Source organism: Caballeronia sp. NCF2 (genome assembly GCF_023631205.1).
In the GTDB taxonomy this organism is placed as follows: domain Bacteria; phylum Pseudomonadota; class Gammaproteobacteria; order Burkholderiales; family Burkholderiaceae; genus Caballeronia; species Caballeronia zhejiangensis.
In genome coordinates this window covers 42,452-60,366 of record NZ_JALQDN010000045.1, presented here as the reverse complement: position 1 = coordinate 60,366, position 17,915 = coordinate 42,452, and the positions used below count along the sequence as shown (strand labels likewise).

The 17,915-nt window shown below is 64.9% G+C and carries 9 protein-coding genes; 6 read left to right on the top strand and 3 right to left on the bottom strand.

Annotated features, from left to right (window positions below):
- Positions 1-103 precede the first annotated feature (103 nt).
- From NCS02_RS14905 to NCS02_RS14895, 3 genes are read right to left on the bottom strand one after another with little or no spacing between them, the layout of a single operon-like run.
- Positions 104-1,312 carry a cytochrome c gene (locus NCS02_RS14905; protein ID WP_250502726.1) on the bottom strand — a complete coding sequence of 403 codons (1,209 nt, stop codon included), beginning with the start codon at positions 1,310-1,312 and terminating at the stop codon, positions 104-106.
- Positions 1,309-2,904, bottom strand: coding sequence for a GMC family oxidoreductase (locus NCS02_RS14900; RefSeq protein WP_250502725.1), 1,596 nt, complete (start codon positions 2,902-2,904; stop codon positions 1,309-1,311). Before NCS02_RS14900 ends, NCS02_RS14905 begins: the two co-directional genes overlap by 4 nt.
- Before the next feature lie 36 nt (positions 2,905-2,940).
- Positions 2,941-3,396, bottom strand: coding sequence for a sugar dehydrogenase complex small subunit (locus NCS02_RS14895; protein ID WP_250440385.1), 456 nt, complete (start codon positions 3,394-3,396; stop codon positions 2,941-2,943).
- A 98-nt stretch (positions 3,397-3,494) separates the two neighbouring features.
- Between NCS02_RS14895 and NCS02_RS14890 the strand changes: the two genes are divergently transcribed.
- The 6 genes from NCS02_RS14890 to glgX all read left to right on the top strand — a co-directional run bounded on the left by NCS02_RS14890 (position 3,495) and on the right by glgX (position 17,897).
- A complete protein-coding gene (locus NCS02_RS14890) occupies positions 3,495-4,151 on the top strand; it encodes a DUF1345 domain-containing protein (RefSeq protein WP_008354009.1) in 657 nt (218 codons plus the stop codon).
- 307 nt (positions 4,152-4,458) lie between these two features.
- Complete coding sequence (gene glgA, locus NCS02_RS14885) at positions 4,459-6,108, top strand: glycogen synthase GlgA (RefSeq protein WP_250502723.1); 1,650 nt, start codon at positions 4,459-4,461, stop codon at positions 6,106-6,108.
- Positions 6,109-6,443: 335 nt separating this feature from the next.
- Complete coding sequence (locus tag NCS02_RS14880; protein ID WP_175982522.1) at positions 6,444-9,845, top strand: maltotransferase domain-containing protein; 3,402 nt, start codon at positions 6,444-6,446, stop codon at positions 9,843-9,845.
- 31 nt (positions 9,846-9,876) lie between these two features.
- Positions 9,877-13,287 carry a maltose alpha-D-glucosyltransferase gene (gene treS, locus NCS02_RS14875; RefSeq protein ID WP_051079077.1) on the top strand — a complete coding sequence of 1,137 codons (3,411 nt, stop codon included), beginning with the start codon at positions 9,877-9,879 and terminating at the stop codon, positions 13,285-13,287.
- The gene (gene glgB, locus NCS02_RS14870; RefSeq protein ID WP_175982523.1) at positions 13,274-15,499 is read left to right on the top strand and encodes a 1,4-alpha-glucan branching protein GlgB; all 2,226 of its coding nucleotides are present in this window, start codon (positions 13,274-13,276) and stop codon (positions 15,497-15,499) included. Before treS ends, glgB begins: the two co-directional genes overlap by 14 nt.
- 172 nt (positions 15,500-15,671) lie before the next feature.
- Complete coding sequence (glgX, locus tag NCS02_RS14865; protein WP_250502722.1) at positions 15,672-17,897, top strand: glycogen debranching protein GlgX; 2,226 nt, start codon at positions 15,672-15,674, stop codon at positions 17,895-17,897.
- Positions 17,898-17,915: the final 18 nt, after the last annotated feature.

Here is a 17,915-nt window from a genome sequence, read left to right as displayed (position 1 = left end):
TTGCAAGCAATACGCAAGCCGCGCGCACACTCGTTACAGCGGCGTTACCGGGGCGCGTCCGGTCGACGTAAAAAGTGCTGTTCCCGACCTTTTTGCAACGCAGTTATTGCCCGATGACGCGAAGCCGCGCGACGGCTTTCGCATCGATCGACGCGCGTGGATCGCCGAATTGACGCGTCACGAAGTTGCTCAGAACGGCGATCTGCTCGTCGGTGAATTGCGCGTCGAATGCGGGCATCAGCGCGTGCGCATCGCGGGTCTTGCGATTCACGCCGCGCAGGATCACGAGAACGAGATTGCTCGCCGCCGCCGCGCCGCCATCACGCGCGAGCGGCGGAAACGGCTTGCTGCCCTCGCCTGTCGCGCCATGGCAACTGGCGCACGCGGCGGCGTAAAGACGCGCGCCTTCCGAATCGATCGATGTCGTGTCCGCCCGCGCCGGGTCGCTCACGCGCGCGTCTTTCGCCGCGACGGGCGGCACGGCGCGCAGATACACGATCATCGAACGCAGATCCGCGGGCGTCAGATGCTGCGTGCCAGTCGCGACGACTTCGGCCATCGGTCCGAGCGCATAGGCACGGCCGGGCGCGGCGCCCGTCGACAGAAAGCGCAGCAGTTCGTCGTCGCGCCACGCGCCGATGCCCGCGACGCGATCCGGCGTCAGATTGCCCGCCTGCCATCCCGCGACCGTCGCCCCGGCAAGCCGCTTGCTCCCCATCAGCCCGCCGATGCGGTTGCGCGGCGTGTGGCACTCGCCGCAATGCCCGAGCCCTTCGACGAGATACGCGCCGCGATTCCACTCCGCGCTCTTCGACGGATCGGGCACGAAGCGCCGCGGCGAAAACTCGAGAAGATTCCACAGCGCCATGAGCCAGCGCTGATCGAACGGAAACGCGAGCGTGTTGCGCGGCGTCGCGGACCGCACGGGCGGCACGGTCGCGAGATAGGCGCGCATCGCGAGCAGATCGGCGTCGGAAAGCAGCGTGTACGACGTGTACGGAAACGCGGGATAAAGCCGCTCGCCGTTCCTGCCGATGCCCTCGCGCATCGCGCGGATGAACTGCGCGTCGGTCCATGCGCCGATGCCCGTTTCGCGATCGCTCGTGATGTTCGGCGCGAACACGTCGCCGAACGGCGTCGGGATCGGCCTGCCGCCCGCGAACGGCCGCGCGGATTCCGAGCGGGCGGTATGGCAGCTCATGCAGCCGCCCGCGCGCACGAGGTATTCGCCTTGCTCGACTCTGGTTTGCGCCTGGGCGGCGCCGGACGCGCACGCCAGCAGAACGATCAGGCACGCGAGCCGCGCCTTCATCGCAGGGACGCCTCGATCGTGCCGGCGAGCCGCAGCGACAACGCCGCGATCGTCAGCGTGCAGTTGACGGAGCCGCCCGCGGGCATCACCGCGCTCCCGGCGATGAACAGGTTCGGATGATCGTGCGCGCGGCATTCGTCATCGACGACGGAATCGTTCGGATCGCGGCCCATGATCGCCGTGCCCATGATGTGGCTGCTCGCGCCGAGCGAATCGTCGTGCTCGATTTCCGTGCCCTCGAAAATCCCGGCGATGCGCGCGAACTGCGCGTGCGTGTCGGCGGCGCTCTTGCGCACGTAATCGTCGATCGAATACGCGATTTCCGGTCGCGGCAAGCCGAGCGCGTCCTTTTGCGCCGACAGCATCACGCGATTTTCGCTCGACGGCAGTTGCTCGTGAAAGCTGCCGAACGTGAGCCTGCGCGCGCATTGCTCGCGAATCTGCCGGTCGAGCTCGCCGCCGGTCAGCCCTTTATCCAGCAGATTCCGGGTGACGGCGAGCGTCGGCGCCGCGTTCGACAGATGCAGCTTCTTCGCCGCCTGCTGCGCGCGAAACGGCCCGTCGCGGAAATCGACGATCGACGACATCTCCACTGGCCCGCGTCCCGGCCACAGCGCCTCGTTGGCGAGAAAGCTGACGCTCGCGGCGGGATGATCCATCAGATTGCGCCCGACCTGATCCGAGCCGTTGCCGATGCCCTTCGGAAACCGCGCGGACGTCGACATCAGAAGCAGCTTGGGCGTCTCGATGCCGTTCGCCGCGATGACGAAGCGCCTGCCGGTCACGCGCGTCGAGAGGCCGTTCGGGTCCTTGCAATGGATCGCGACGATCTCGCCGCGATCGTTCGCCTCGATGCGATACGCGACCGCCTGCGCGACGAGCGCCGCGCCCGCGCGTTCGGCCTTGTCGGCGTGCGACGCTGCGTGATACAGCGCGCCGATCGGACAAATCGGCATGCAATTGTTGTTGCCGCAGCACGCGGGGCGCGCGTCGTACGGACGGCTGTTGCGCGCCATCGGCTCGGGCACCACGCGATACGACTGCGCGCCGAGCACCTCGGCGACGCGCCGGTCCATCCACGAGAGCGGCAGCGCGTCCATCGGATAAGGTGTCGAGCGCGGCGAGCCGAGATCGATGTCCGGTCCCGCGACGCCCAGATCGGCTTCGGCCTGCCCGTACCACGGTTCGAGCGTCTCGTAGGGAAACGGCCAGTCGCGCCCGACGCCGTACAGCGTTTTCACGCGAAAGTCAGAAGGCAAAAGGCGCCACGCCGCGCCGGCCCAATGCCACGTCGTCCCGCCGACGAGCCGCAGATATTGCGGCTGGTACGGCGTCGCGCCGCGATCGACGAGATAGGCGCCGGGATTCATCGGCTCGGGGCGCGGCGCGTGACGCGCGAGCGGATACGGCGCGCAGAGATCGCGCTTGTCGGCGGCGCGGCGAAAGTTCTCGACGATCTGCCAGCGCGCAAGACGCGGCCCGGCTTCGAGCAGAATCACCGACGCGCCCGCTTTCGCCAGCCGGTACGCGACGAGACTGCCCGCCACGCCCGAGCCGACGACCACGACGTCCGCCGAAGTGGAACCCGCCATGCGCGTGCCCTTGTCTTGAATGGCGATGCGCGGCGCTCAGGGCTTCTTCGCCCAGTCGGCCGGCTCGCCGCGGCAGTATGAGGGAACCGTGAGCATGTCGCCGACGGGATCGAACATCAGTGCGCGTTCGTACGCAACGACTTCGACATGCGGCGGCTCGCCGACGACGCCGAGATACCACGCGCGCATCACGCTGCCGACCGTCTTCGCAAGCTCGGGACGCGTGGCTTCGAGCGCGGCGGTGATGATGTCGGTGGGCGTGCCGCCGTGCGTCGCGATCCACTTGTCGAGCGCGGCGATCTTCGCGGCGAAGTCCGCATCGTGCCGGGCAAGCGCCGCGTGCACGCGTTCGGCGAGAAGCGGATCGAAGTGCGTGCGGCCGGTGAGTTTCATCGACACGGCGAGAAACGCGCCGATTCCGCTCGCGGGCGGTTCCTGAGCGCGCGCCGGCACGAGCAGCGCGCACGCGCCCGCCATGATTCCCCTTCGCATCGCAAACGACGTCATCTCTGGCACTCAGCTTGTTGAAAGGCGATCGGGCAATAATCGCAGCGTCGGGCGATGCCTGCCTCACATGCGGACAAAACGAAATGAAGCCGATCTTCCCGCCCGTACTGCGCAACCGGCCGCGCGCGCTGATCGGCCTGGCTGTTGGTTGCGTCGCCGCCGCTTTGGTTCCGGCGCACGTGCGGCCGACGGCGCGCGCGCTGATCGGCTGGGACTCGGCCGTGTGGCTCTACCTCGCGCTCATCTGGGTGAAGATGGCGTCCGCGCGCCAGAGCGACGTGCAGGAACTGGCCGAGCGCGAAGACGAAAACGCCGCGACCGTGCTGATGGTCGTGAGCGTCGCGGCGATTGCGAGCATCGTGGCGATCGTCGTCGAGCTGTCGACCGCGAAGCACATGGGCGCCGGCGCGGTGCTGCATTACGTGCTCACCGGCGCGACGATGCTCGGCGCATGGTTCCTGATCCCGACGATGTTCACGCTCCACTACGCGCGGCACTACTATCAGTCGCCGGACAACGATACCGCGCTGAGATTTCCCGACCGTCATCTGAAGCCGGGTTACTGGGACTTCCTCTACTTCTCCTTCACGATCGCGGTCGCGTCGCAGACCGCCGATATCGCGCTTGCATCGACGTCGGCGCGCCGCACGGCGCTCGCGCAATCGGTGCTGTCGTTCTTCTTCAATCTCGCGGTGCTCGGGCTTTCGATCAACATCGCCGCGAGCATGGTCGGCGGCTGAAACGACGCTGTCACGCGCGCGCCATAAGCTCGACGAACGGCTCATCGAACGCGCCGTGTAAAAACGCGGCGCGCGCCGCAGTCAGTTTTACACGCGGCACGTTCGTGCCTTTCTTGCTCTGCGGGACGGGGGCGCCGGCGGTCTCGTCGTGCCATAGGCGGAAATGAACGTGCCGCAGCGCACACACGCCCCCGCTCGGTGGCACAGCGATTGCTGCATTGCGCCAGCCCAATCAGAAGAAACCCGGATCAGCACTCGCTCGCGCGGCCTCGCGCTCGTGCGTTCCGCATGCACAGGAGAGCCCATTTTGCCTTTGAACGTTCTGCTGGTCGCCTCCGAAGCCGTCCCGCTCGCCAAGACCGGCGGACTCGGCGATATGGTCAGCGCCTATGCTGCCGCGCTGCGCGAAGCCGGCGTCGATGCCACCATCCTGCTTCCCGCCTATCCGAACGCTATTGCCCAAGCCGAAGGCCTGAGCAAGATCGGCACGCTCACCGGCCTGCCCGGCGGCGACGCGGCGCTGCTGCGCGGCCGCATGCCCGATACCGGCGTGCCGGTTCTGCTGCTGCGCTGCGACACGCTCTACGCGCGCGACGGGCTTTATCAGGACGAACAGGGCCGCGACTATCAGGACAACGCGCTTCGCTTCGCGACGCTTTCCGCCGCCGCGGTGCGGATCGCGCAAGGCGTGCGCGGCGTGAAGAAGCCGGACATCGTTCATGCACACGACTGGCACACGGGCCTGACGCCGCTGCTGATGAAGCACGCGGACGTGCACGCAAAGAGCGTATTCACGATCCACAATCTCGCATTCCAGGGCAACTACGCGCTCTCGCTTGGTGCGTCGCTCGGCGTGCCGGAAAAGTGGCTCGTGCATGCGTTGAGCGACCCGAAGAGCATCGAGTTCTATGGCGCATTGAGTCTGATGAAAGCGGGCATCGTCCACGCCGATCGCGTAACGACCGTCTCCGAAACTTACGCGCGCGAAATTCTCACGCAGCGCTTCGGTCATCTGATGGAAGGCGTGCTGCAAAGCTGCGCCGACAAGCTGTCGGGCGTCGTGAACGGCATCGACGAAGAAACGTGGAATCCCGCCGCCGATCCGCTCATCGAACGCACCTATTCCTTCGACGATATGCGCGGCAAGCACGCGTGCAAGCGCGCGCTGCAACGCATGTTCGGCTTGCCCGTCGATCCGTTCGCGCCGCTGATGGCGATCGGCAGCCGCATGACCGGTCAGAAACTCGCCGATGTCGTGCTGGATGCGCTGCCGCGTCTGCTCGCGCGACATCCGCGTCTGCAGCTCGCCGTGATCGGCAAGGGCGAGGCGCATATCGAAGCCGGTTTCAGGAAGCTCGCGCAGGAATGGCCGGATCGCGTGGGCGTGCATATCGGATACGACGAACGGCGCGCCCATGCCCTGCACGCGGGCGCGGACATCCTTCTGCACGGCAGCCGCTTCGAGCCGTGCGGCCTCACGCAGATGTATGCGATGCGCTACGGCACGCTGCCGGTCGCATCGCGCGTGGGCGGCCTCGCCGACACGATCGTCGATGCGGCGCAAAACGAACTGCACGGCATGCGCGACGTGCTCCGTCCATCGGCGTGGCTGCGCGACGGCACGCATGATCTGCCTGTCGCGCCGGTCCCCGCGCCGCGCTCCTCGCACGCGCCCACCGGCTTTCTCTTCGATGGCGAACGCGCGGACGATATCGTCTACGCCGCGAGCCGCGCGCTCGACGCCTACATGCGTCCGCAAGTGTGGCGCGCGTTGCAGCGCAACGCGATGTCCTGCGATTTCGGATGGAACGAAGCCGTGACGACGATGGTCGCACTGTACGTCGGCCTGAGCGGCGCGCGTCCGAGCCGCACCGCATTGCGTGCGCGCCGCGTGGCCGATGTCATGCCGACGCCCGCACGGGCACAGGACGCGCATTCGATGGCGCGCACCGCGTGAGCGTGCCGGCGGCAGTTGCTCCATAGTAACGACCAGGGTTCGAACCGGGCGCGGCACGCAACGTGCTGTCCCGCCCGTGCATGAGCCCGAAGGAAATCACTTGGGGACCGTGGCGCCCACCGTGATGCAAGAAGGCATTCGATGCACGGTGCATCGCGACAACGCGGCCAGGCAGGCGTCGAAATCCGGCGCCAAGGTGTAATCTGAGTTCCGCCTGAGAGTTCGCGTGATTCGTGACGCGCGGACCAGCTCTTCAGCCAGTTTGGCCCGTGAGCGTGATCGCGATTGATGCCCGCATCCCCGCCACCGCAGGACGACTCTGGAAAAGACGAACGATGGAAAACCATCAAGCTCCTCATGCGTACGCGCCGCGTATCTACTTCATCGATCCCCTGCTCGTCGGCCCGCTCGCGAACTGGCCCGCCCAGTTCGAGCACGCGGCAGGGCTCGGCTTCGATCACGTCCTGATCGGCTCGCCGTTCACGCCCGGCAGCAACGGGCATCGCGAGGCGGTCGCCGATCATCATCGGCTGCATTCCGTCTTCGAATCCGATGCGAGCGCATCCGACGGCCTGCGCCAGCTCGCCGACGCCGCGAAAAAGCACAAGCTCACGCTGCTCGTCGATATCGTGATCGACCGCGTGAGCGCCGAAGGCGGGCTCTATCAGGACAACAAGCACTGGTTTCAGCCGTTCGAAAGCGCGGATGCGCGCCTCGATCCGCGCAAGCCGCCGCGTCAGCGCGACGTCGCGTGGGCGAATTTCGCCGATGGCGAGGCCGCGCATCATCTGACCGAATGGTGGGCGCGCGAGCTGAACCTGCTCGCCGATGCGGGCGTGGGCGGGTTTCGCTTCGATGCGCCGGACGCGGTGCCCGCGCATGTGTGGCGCAGGCTCGGCGCGGCGGTGCGCGAAAAGCATCCGGAGACGCGCTGGCTCGCGTGGACCGTCGGCGTCACGCGGCATGATCTGCACGGTCTCGCCGACGCCGGTTTCGACGCCGTGTTCGCATCGACGCGCTGGTGGGACTTCAAGAGCGCGTGGCTCTTCGACGAGCACGCGGCGCTGTCGCGCATCGCACCGCCCATCGCGTTTCCGGAAGATCCGTTCGGCGCGCGGCTCATCAGCGATCTCGCTGATACGAGCGACACCGCGCTCGTCGAACGCGCCTACACGCGCGCGCTCGACACCGCCGCCGCGCTCGGCACCGGCATCATGGTGCCGATGGGCTTCGAATACGGCGTCGCCCTGCCGATGTCGCCGCAATACGGCATCGCGGCGGAATACGAGCGTGCGAAGAGCGAGAAGCGCATCGATCTCACCGCGCGCATCCGGCGTGCGAACGAGTTGCAGCGCAACGTCGGCACGCTCGCGAGCGTCGGCGAACTGCGCGCGCTGACGGGGGCGGGCACGCCCTACGCGGCGCTGATTCGCGCGGATGGCGGCGATCTGCGCCATAGCAGCGACGCCGTGCTCGCCGTCATCAATCCCGATCTCGTCGCGCCCGTGCACGTCGATACGTTGCATCTGCTCGAATCGGTGCCGGGCAACTACACGCGCTTCGCGCTGATCGACGACACGATGGGCAAGCCCGAGCGCCTCGCGCCCTTCACGCTCAAGGCGGGCGAAGTGCGCCTGTATCGCGCGGAAGCCGAGCCGTTCATCCTGCTCGCGCAGCCGCAAGTGAAGCGCGGCGCGAAGGCCGCCGACAAGAAGTCCGTCGCCGAGGCGATCGCCGCGCCGCGCGTGTCGATCGAGAGCGTGACGCCTTCGGTCGATCACGGACGCTTTCCGGCGAAGCGCATCGTCGGCGAGGCGGTGGAGATTCAGGCAGCGATCTTCGCGGAAGGCCACGACAAGATCGCCGCCGCCGTGCAATGGCGCGCCGCCGATGAAACCGAGTGGCACGAAGCGCCGATGACCGCCGTGCAGCCCGCCGGCCTCGATCTGTGGAGCACGCGCATTCCGCTCGAACGCGTGGGCCGCCATGAATTCGTCGTGATGGCGTGGCGCGACGATTACGCGTCGCTCGTCGATCACATGCAGAAGAAGCTGAAGGCCGGTCAGACGGTGGAGCTCGAAGTCGAGGAAGCGAAGCATCTGTTCGCGCTGATCCTCGCCGAAGTCAAAACCTCCGACGATGCCGACAGCGACAGCGCGCCGCTCGAAGCGATCGTCAAGGAATTCACGAAGGCCGACGACGCGCGCAAGCTCGAACTCGTGCTCGCGAGCGCGACCGCGAAAGCCGTTGCAGCGGCGCGGCATCGTCCGTTCCTGTCGCGCGATCCGGTCGTGTACCGCATCGATTCGGAACGCGCCGCCGCGCGCTTCGCGAGCTGGTACGAGATCTTCCCGCGTTCCATGAGCGACGACGTGAATCGTCACGGCACGTTCATCGACGTGATCGGCAAGCTGCCGCGCATCCGCGAGATGGGCTTCGACGTGCTGTACTTTCCGCCGATCCATCCGATCGGCGTCGCGAACCGCAAGGGCAAGAACAACTCGCTGACCGCGCAGCCGGGCGATGTCGGCAGCCCATATGCGATCGGCGGCAAGGAAGGCGGCCACGACGCGCTGCATCCCGAACTCGGCAATCTCGACGACTTCAAGCGCATGCTCGAAGCCGCGCACGAACACGGGCTCGAGATCGCGCTCGACTTCGCGGTGCAATGCTCGCCGGATCATCCGTGGCTCAAGGAGCATCCGACGTGGTTCGCATGGCGTCCCGACGGCACGCTGCGTTATGCGGAAAATCCGCCGAAGAAGTATCAGGACATCGTGAATCCGGACTTCTACGCGCAGGACGCGAAACCCGATCTGTGGCTCGCGTTGCGCGACGTGTTCCTGCACTGGATCGCGGCGGGCGTGCGAATCTTCCGCGTCGACAATCCGCATACGAAGCCCTTCCCGTTTTGGGAATGGGTGATCGGCGACGTGCGCGCGCGCCATCCCGATGTCATCTTCCTCGCCGAAGCGTTCACGCGGCCGCGCGTGATGAACCGTCTCGCGAAGCTCGGCTTCTCGCAGTCGTACACGTACTTCACCTGGCGCGAGAGCAAGCGCGATTTTCTCGAGTACATGCACGATCTCACGCAGACCGATGCGAAGGAATTCTTCCGCCCGAACTTCTTCGTGAACACGCCGGATATCAATCCGCGCTTCCTGCAAAGCTCCGGACGGCCGGGTTTCGTGATTCGCGCGGCGCTGGCGGCCACGCTATCCGGATTGTGGGGCGTGTATAGCGGCTTCGAGCTGTGCGAATCGGCGGCGCTGCCGAACAGCGAGGAGTATCTCGACTCCGAGAAGTACGAACTGAAGGCGTGGGACTGGAACCGGCCCGGCAACATCGTCACGGAAATCACCGCGCTCAATCGCATCCGCCGCGCGAATCCCGCGTTGCAGACGCATTTGGGCGTCAACTTCCTGCCCGCGCATAACGATCACATCCTGTTCTTCGAAAAGGCGAACGCGTCGCGCGACAACGTCGTGCTCGTCGCGATCAACCTCGATCCGTTCAACGAGCAAGGCGCGGATATCGAACTGCCGTGGCAGACGCTCGAACGCTGGGGCGTGCATGAGTGGGACGCGATCGCGGTCGAGGATCAGGTGACGGGCGAGCAATTCGAATGGCGCGGACGGCGCCAGCATGTGCGGCTCAATCCGCATTCGCTGCCATTCGCGATCTGGCGCATATCGCCGACATGGGGTTTGCCGAAGCCGCAGCCTGACGCAGCGTGATTCATCGACGTACGAAAGCACACCAAGAACATTGGAGCGAAACGTGGATACAAGGGTGAAGCGCAACAAGAAGGCGTCGATTCTCAACGACGATCCGCTTTGGTACAAGGACGCGATCATCTATCAGGTTCACATCAAGTCTTTCTTCGATGCGAACAACGACGGCATCGGCGATTTTCCCGGCCTGCTCGCGAAGCTCGACTACATCGCGGAGCTGGGCGTCGATGCGATCTGGCTGCTGCCGTTCTATCCGTCGCCGCGCCGCGACGACGGCTACGACATCGCCGACTATCGCAACGTGCATCCGGACTACGGCACGATCGCGGACGTCAAGCGCTTCATTCAGGAAGCGCACGCGCGCGGCATACGCGTGATCACCGAACTGGTCATCAATCACACGTCGGATCAGCATCCGTGGTTTCAGCGCGCGCGTCATGCGAAGCCGGGATCGAATCATCGCAACTACTACGTGTGGTCCGACACGGACAAGAAGTACGAAGAGACGCGCATCATCTTCATCGACTCGGAACCTTCGAACTGGACGCACGATCCGGTCGCGGGCCAGTATTACTGGCATCGCTTCTACGCGCATCAGCCCGACCTGAACTTCGATAACCCGGCGGTCATCAAGGAAGTGCTCTCCGTGATGCGCTTCTGGCTCGACATGGGCATCGACGGGCTGCGGCTGGACGCGGTGCCGTATCTCGTCGAGCGCGAAGGCACGAACAACGAGAATCTGCCCGAGACGCACCAGATCCTCAAAAAGATTCGCGCCACCATCGACGCGGAGTATCCGAACCGCATGCTGCTCGCGGAAGCGAATCAGTGGCCGGAAGACGTGAAGGAATACTTCGGCGACGAAGACGAATGCCACATGGCGTTCCACTTCCCGCTGATGCCGCGCATCTATATGTCGATCGCGAGCGAGGATCGCTTCCCGATCACGGACATCATGCGGCAGACGCCGGACCTCGCCGAAACCAATCAATGGGCGATCTTCCTGCGCAATCACGATGAACTCACGCTCGAAATGGTCACCGACTCCGAGCGCGACTACTTGTGGAACACATACGCGAGCGATCGCCGCGCGCGCCTGAACCTCGGCATTCGCCGCCGTCTCGCGCCGCTGATGGAACGCGACCGGCGCCGCATCGAGCTCATCAATTCGCTGCTGCTGTCGATGCCCGGCACGCCCGTGATCTATTACGGCGACGAGCTCGGCATGGGCGACAACATCCACTTGGGCGATCGCGACGGCGTGCGCACGCCGATGCAATGGTCGTCCGACCGCAACGGCGGTTTCTCGCGCGCCGATCCCGAGCAACTCGTGCTGCCGCCCGTGATGGGCTCGCTCTACGGCTATGACGCGGTGAACGTCGAATCGCAAAGCCGCGATCCGCATTCGCTGCTGAACTGGACGCGCAAGATGCTCGCGGTGCGCCGCTCGAAGCATGCGTTCGGCCGCGGCACGATCCGCTTCTTGCGGCCCGCGAATCGCAAGATCCTCGCGTATCTGCGCGAACTCGAAGGCGAGCCGCCGATCCTGTGCGTCGCGAATCTTTCGCGTGCGCCGCAAGCGGTGGAGCTGGATCTGTCGGAATTCGACGGCTCCGTGCCGCTCGAAATGACCGCCGATTCGCCGTTCCCGGCTATCGGCAAGCTCACGTATCTGCTCACGTTCCCGCCCTACGGCTTCCTGTGGTTCCAGCTTTGCCCGGGCAACATGCGGCCCGCGTGGGCGCAGGCGCCGTCCGAGCAATTGCCCGAGTTCGTCACGATGGTGATTCGCGCCGGCCAGACCGGCCCGACGCCGGAAAACGTGCGGCTGCTCGAATCGGAAGTGCTGCCGAACTATCTGAGCAAGCGCCGCTGGTTCGCATCGAAGGATCAGAAGCTGCATGCGGTGCGCCTCGCCGCGCTGACCACGATCGAAGGCGCGGGCTTCGCGTTCACCGAGATCGAAGCCGATGTCGGCGATCATTGCGAGCGCTACGTGTTGCCGCTGTCGATCGCGTGGGGCACGGAGACGACGTCGCCGCTCTACATGCAGCTCGCGCTCGCGCGCGTGCGGCGCAACCGCAACATCGGGCATTTGACCGATGCGTTCTCGGTGCCGCAATTCACCTATGGCGTGATCCGCAAGCTCAAGGAGCGCGCGGTCGTGCCGACGGTGCAAAAGAGCGAGATCCGCTTCATTCCGACCGAGCTCTTCGACACGCTCAATCTCTATCCCGCCGATCCGCCCGAGATCCGCTGGCTCGCCGCCGAACAGAGCAACAGCTCGCTCGTGATCGGCGACAAGATCGTGCTCAAGCTCGTGCGTCGCGTCGTGGGCGGCATTCACCCCGAAGCGGAAATGAGCCGCTATCTGACGCAACTCGGCTACGCGAACACCGGCCCGCTCTACGGCGAAGTCGTGCGCGTCGATCCGCAGGGCGTGCCGCATACGCTCATCATCCTGCAGGGTTACATCGACAATCAGGGCGATGCGTGGAACTACGCGCTCGACTATCTGCGCCGCACCGTCGATGAGCTCGCGGTCGCGGTCGAATCCGAAGAGCACGCGCAGGAACGCGACGCGCAGGCGGAAGGTTTAGCGGGCTACGGCAACATCGCGGGCATCATCGGCAAGCGGCTGGGCGAACTGCACGTCGCGCTCGCATCGCCGACGGAAGACGAAGCGTTCTCGCCGCAGCGCGCATCGGCCGAGGACGTCGAGGGCTGGATCGACGGCACGCTGAAGCTGCTCGAATCGGCGCTCGACATCCTCGCGCAGAAGATCGGCGAATTCAACGAGCACGACCGTTTCCTCGCGCAAAGCCTGCTCGACCGGCGCGAACTGCTCGTCGATACGGTCAAGAAGCTCGTCGCGCCCGATGCCGATGCGTTGTGCATCCGCATCCACGGCGATTTCCACCTGGGCCAGGTGCTGATGGCGCAAGGCGATGCGTATCTCATCGACTTCGAAGGCGAGCCCGCGCGACCGCTCGACGAACGCCGCAAAAAGACGAGTCCGCTGCGCGACGTCGCGGGCCTGTTGCGTTCGCTGTCGTATGCGAGCGCGGCAGCGCAATCGACGACGGAAAACGCGCCCGCGCAGACGGCGGATCGCAAGCGGGCGCTGTTCGAACGCCTGCGCGCGTTCGCCGAGGAGAGCTTTTTGCGGGAGTACACCGGGGCGATCGCCACGTCGCCCGAAACGATCGCGGCCGAAGACGTGTTTCAGCCGTTGCTCGATCTTTTCCTGATCGAGAAGGCCGCTTACGAAATCCGCTACGAAGCAGCGAACCGGCCGACCTGGATCGGCCTTCCGTTGCGGGGTCTCGCGTCGCTCGCGAGCCGCCTGCTGGGAGATACGGGCGAGCCGCCCGCTCCGGGCACGCGACCCGTATTCGGAGCCAACAAGGACAATCCGGATGGAACTCACCATGAACACTCGTAGCGATCCGGCGGATACCAGGAACCCGGCGCACGGCCTCAATCCGCTCGATATCGACGCACTCGTCGAGGCCCGGCATCCCGATGCCTTCTCGATGCTCGGCCTGCACGAAACCGATCTGGGGCACGTCGTGCGCGTGTTCCTGCCGGGCGCATCGTCAGTAAGCGTCGCGGATGCGGGCAACGGCGAGCATCTCGGCTCGCTCGCGCGCATCCACGATGCGGGGCTTTACGCGGGCTTCGTCACGAGGCCGGCGGCGTATCGCCTGAAGATCGACTGGCACGGCACGCCGCAGGAAACGCACGACACGTATTCGTTCGGCCCTGTGCTCAGCGACGAATGGCTCCACCGTCTCTCGCAAGCCGATCCGTATGCGGTGCTCGAATGCCTCGGCTCGCGGCCCATCACGCATGGCGGCGTCGCGGGCGTGCGCTTCGCGGTGTGGGCGCCGAATGCTCGGCGCGTCTCGGTGGTCGGCGACTTCAACACATGGGATGGGCGGCGCCATCCGATGCGCCTGCGTCACAACGCAGGCGTGTGGGAGCTGTTCATTCCGGGCATCGGCGCGGGCACGCGTTACAAGTACGAGATCGTCACGCGCGACGGTCATACGCTGCCGCTCAAGGCCGATCCGTGCGCGATGCAGAGCGAGAAGCCGCCGTCGACGGCATCGGTCGTCGCGGATGCCGATGCGATCGATCATTACGCATGGACCGACGCCGAGTGGATGAACACGCGCGGCGGCAAGCAGACGCCGCAATCGCCGATCACCATTTACGAGGCGCATGCCGAGTCGTGGCTGCGCGTGCCGGAGGAAGACAATCGCGGCATGAACTGGCACGAGCTGGCCGAGCGTCTGATTCCGTATGCGAAGGGCATGGGCTTCACGCACCTCGAATTCATGCCGATCGCGGAGCATCCGTTCGGCGGTTCGTGGGGTTATCAGCCGCTCGGGCAGTTCGCGCCGTCCGCGCGCTTCGGCACGCCGGAGCAGTTCGCGGAGTTCGTGAATCGCGCGCACGAGGCGGGGCTCGGCGTCATCATCGACTGGGTGCCGGCGCATTTTCCGAACGACGCGCACGGTCTCGTGCAGTTCGACGGCACGCCTTTGTACGAGCACGCCGACCCGCGCGAGGGTTATCACCAGGACTGGAACACGATGATCTACAACCTCGGCCGCAACGAGGTGAGCGCGTTCCTGATCGCATCGGGGCTGGCGTGGCTGAAGCGCTATCACGTCGATGGCTTGCGTGTCGATGCGGTTGCGTCGATGCTGTATCGCGACTATTCGCGCAAGGCCGGCGAGTGGGTGCCGAACATTTACGGCGGGCGAGAGAATCTCGAATCGATTGCGTTCCTGAAGCGGCTGAATCATGAAGTGCGGCAGATTCCGGGCGCGATCACGGTTGCGGAGGAATCGACTGCATGGCCGGGCGTGACGGCGAATGTCGAGAGCGGCGGACTCGGCTTCGACTTCAAGTGGAACATGGGCTGGATGCACGACACGCTGCACTACATGCAGGAAGATCCGGTGTATCGGCAGTATCACCATCATCTGTACACGTTCGGGATGGTCTATGCGTATTCCGAGCGCTTCGTCTTGCCTTTGTCGCACGATGAAGTCGTGCATGGCAAGGGGTCTTTGATCAACAAGATGCCGGGCGACCGGTGGCAGAAGTTCGCCAATCTGCGCGCTTACTTCGGCTTCATGTGGACGCATCCGGGCAAGAAGCTGTTGTTCATGGGCGGAGAGTTCGGCCAGTTCGCGGAGTTCAATCACGATGAATCGCCGCATTGGCATCTGCTCGATGATTCGATGCATGGCGGGTTGCAGAAGCTCGTGCGCGATCTGAATCATCTCTATACGAGCGAGCCGGCGTTGCACAAGCTGGATAGCGATTCGCGCGGCTTCGAATGGCTCGTCGGGGATGACAACGCGAATAGCGTTTATGCGTATCGGCGTACGGATGCCGAAGGGCGCGATGTCGTCGTGGTGTGCAATATGACGCCGGTGCCTCGTCTGGCTTATCGGATCGGGTTGCCGCGGCGCGGGCGGTGGAGCGAAGTGTTCAACTCCGATGCTTCCATTTATGGCGGGTCGAATATGGGGAATGGCGGGGTGATTCATACGGACGACTATCCGAGTCATGGGAGGGAGCAGTCGGCGGCGTTGACATTACCGCCGTTGGCAACCATCGTGTTGCGGGCCGATTGATGGTCTTTTTTTTCGCCGGATCCCGTAATCGCGTCGGTCTATCAGCGTTGCCCCGCACAGGGGCAGTGCTGATAGACCACTAAGAAACCGGGATTCCATAGAAGCGCAAGCAATACGAAGAGCAAGAGCAGGAAACAGCAAAGGCAGAAAAACCCCAAAAGGATGCGCCAACATGGCAAATGCACTCCCCGACAAGTTGCTCCCGGGCGCGCCCTACCCGCTCGGAGCCAACTGGGACGGTCTGGGCGTCAACTTCGCGGTGTTCTCATCGAACGCTCATCGCATCGAGGTATGTCTCTTCGACAGCACCGGCCGCAAGGAACTGATGCGCTTCGACCTGCCCGAGTGCACCGACGAAATCTGGCACGGCTATCTCCCCGGCGCGCACCCCGGCACCGTCTACGGCTTTCGCGCGCATGGCCCGTATCAGCCGCAGCAAGGTCATCGCTTCAATCCCCACAAGCTGCTGCTCGATCCCTACGCGAAAAAGCTCGTCGGCCCCTGGCGATGGTCCGACGCCCTCTTCGGCTATCGCGTGCATTCGAATCGCCTCGACATGTCGATGGATCGCCGCGACTCCGCACCCGCGATGCCCAAATGCATCGTCACCGACGACGCCTTCGACTGGTCGCGCGACGTGCGCCCCGACACGCCCTGGGGCGAAACCATCGTCTACGAAACGCACGTGCGCGGTGCATCGATGATGCGCCACGACATCCGCCAGCACGAACGCGGCACCTTCGCCGCGCTATCGTCGCCTTGGTTCATCGAGCACTTGCAGAAGCTCGGCATCACCGCCGTCGAATTTCTTCCGGTGCACGCGTTTCTCAACGACCGCTTTCTCGTCGAACGCAGTCTCAGGAATTACTGGGGCTACAACACCGCCGCGTTCTTCGCGCCCGAGCCTTCCTATCTGTCGACGCATCGGCTCAACGAAATGCGTATCGCCGTACGTCAACTGCACGCGGCGGGCATCGAAGTGATTCTCGACGTCGTCTATAACCACACTTGCGAAGGCAACGAACTCGGCCCGACCGTCTCGTGGCGCGGACTCGACAACGCAAGCTACTACCGCCTCATTCCCGGCGACGAACGTCACTACATCAACGAAACCGGCTGCGGCAATACGGTGAATCTGTCGCATCCGCGCGTCTTGCAGATGGTGATGGACTCGCTGCGCTACTGGTGCACGGCGTTCAACATCGACGGCTTCCGCTTCGATCTCGGCGTCACGCTCGGCCGCGAAGGCCACGGCTTCGATCCCGGCTCGGGCTTCTTCGATGCCGTGCGCCAGGATCCCGTTCTCTCCACGCGCAAGCTCATCTCCGAGCCGTGGGATATCGGGCCGGACGGCTATCAGGTCGGCAATCATCCGCCGGGCTTCGCGGAATGGAACGACAAGTATCGCGATGGCGTCCGGCGTTTCTGGCGCGGCGATGCCGGCATGCGCCCCGATCTCGCCGCGCGTCTCACCGGCTCGGCGGAACTTTTCAACCGGCGCTTCAGGAAACCATGGGCGTCGGTGAACTTCGTCGCGTCGCACGACGGCTTCACGCTTGCGGACGTCACCGCGTATTCGCACAAGCACAACGAAGCGAATCAGGAAGGCAACAACGACGGCCACAACGAGAATTGCAGCGCGAACTGGGGCATCGAAGGTCCGACCGACGATCCCGCGATTCTCGAAGTGCGCGCGCGTCTCGCCCGCTCGATGATCGCGACGACGCTGCTCTCGCTCGGCACGCCGATGCTTCTCGGCGGCGACGAATTCGGCCGCACGCAGCAGGGCAACAACAATGCCTATTGCCAGGACAACGAGATTTCGTGGATCGACTGGGACGCGGCGCAAAGCCCCGCCGGCGTCGAGATGACGGAGTTCGTCGCGAAAGTTATTGCACTGCGCAAAAACTACCCGGTGTTGCGCGAAACGCGCTTCCTTTACGGCGACCGCGAAGTGCTGCCGGGACTCTACGATGTCAGTTGGTTCGATGAACGCGGCAACGCGCTCGCGATCGAAGCATGGCAGGATCCGGAAGGCCGCGCGCTCACGCTGCGGCGCGCGGGCCCGGGCGTCGACGGTGAAATCGACGTGCTGCTGCTCATGTTCAATGCATCGTCGCAAACGCTCGTGTTCACACCGCCCGCGCCGCACTTGGAATGGAACGTGCTCTTGGATAGCGCGGAGCCCGATTCGGTGACGCGGCCTCTCGTCGGCAGCGAGTTGGAAGTGGCCGCGCACAGCGTCGTGGTGATGCTGGCCGAGCCGACCGGCGATGCCGACTGGCAAGCGGTCTGGATGGCGGGCGCGCATCAGGGGCCGCGTCTTCTGACGGCATTGCCGCCCGATCCGGGCACGATGCCCTCGCATCGCGATTCCGAGATCGATTCGCCTCACTGACGCACAACCCATACGCAG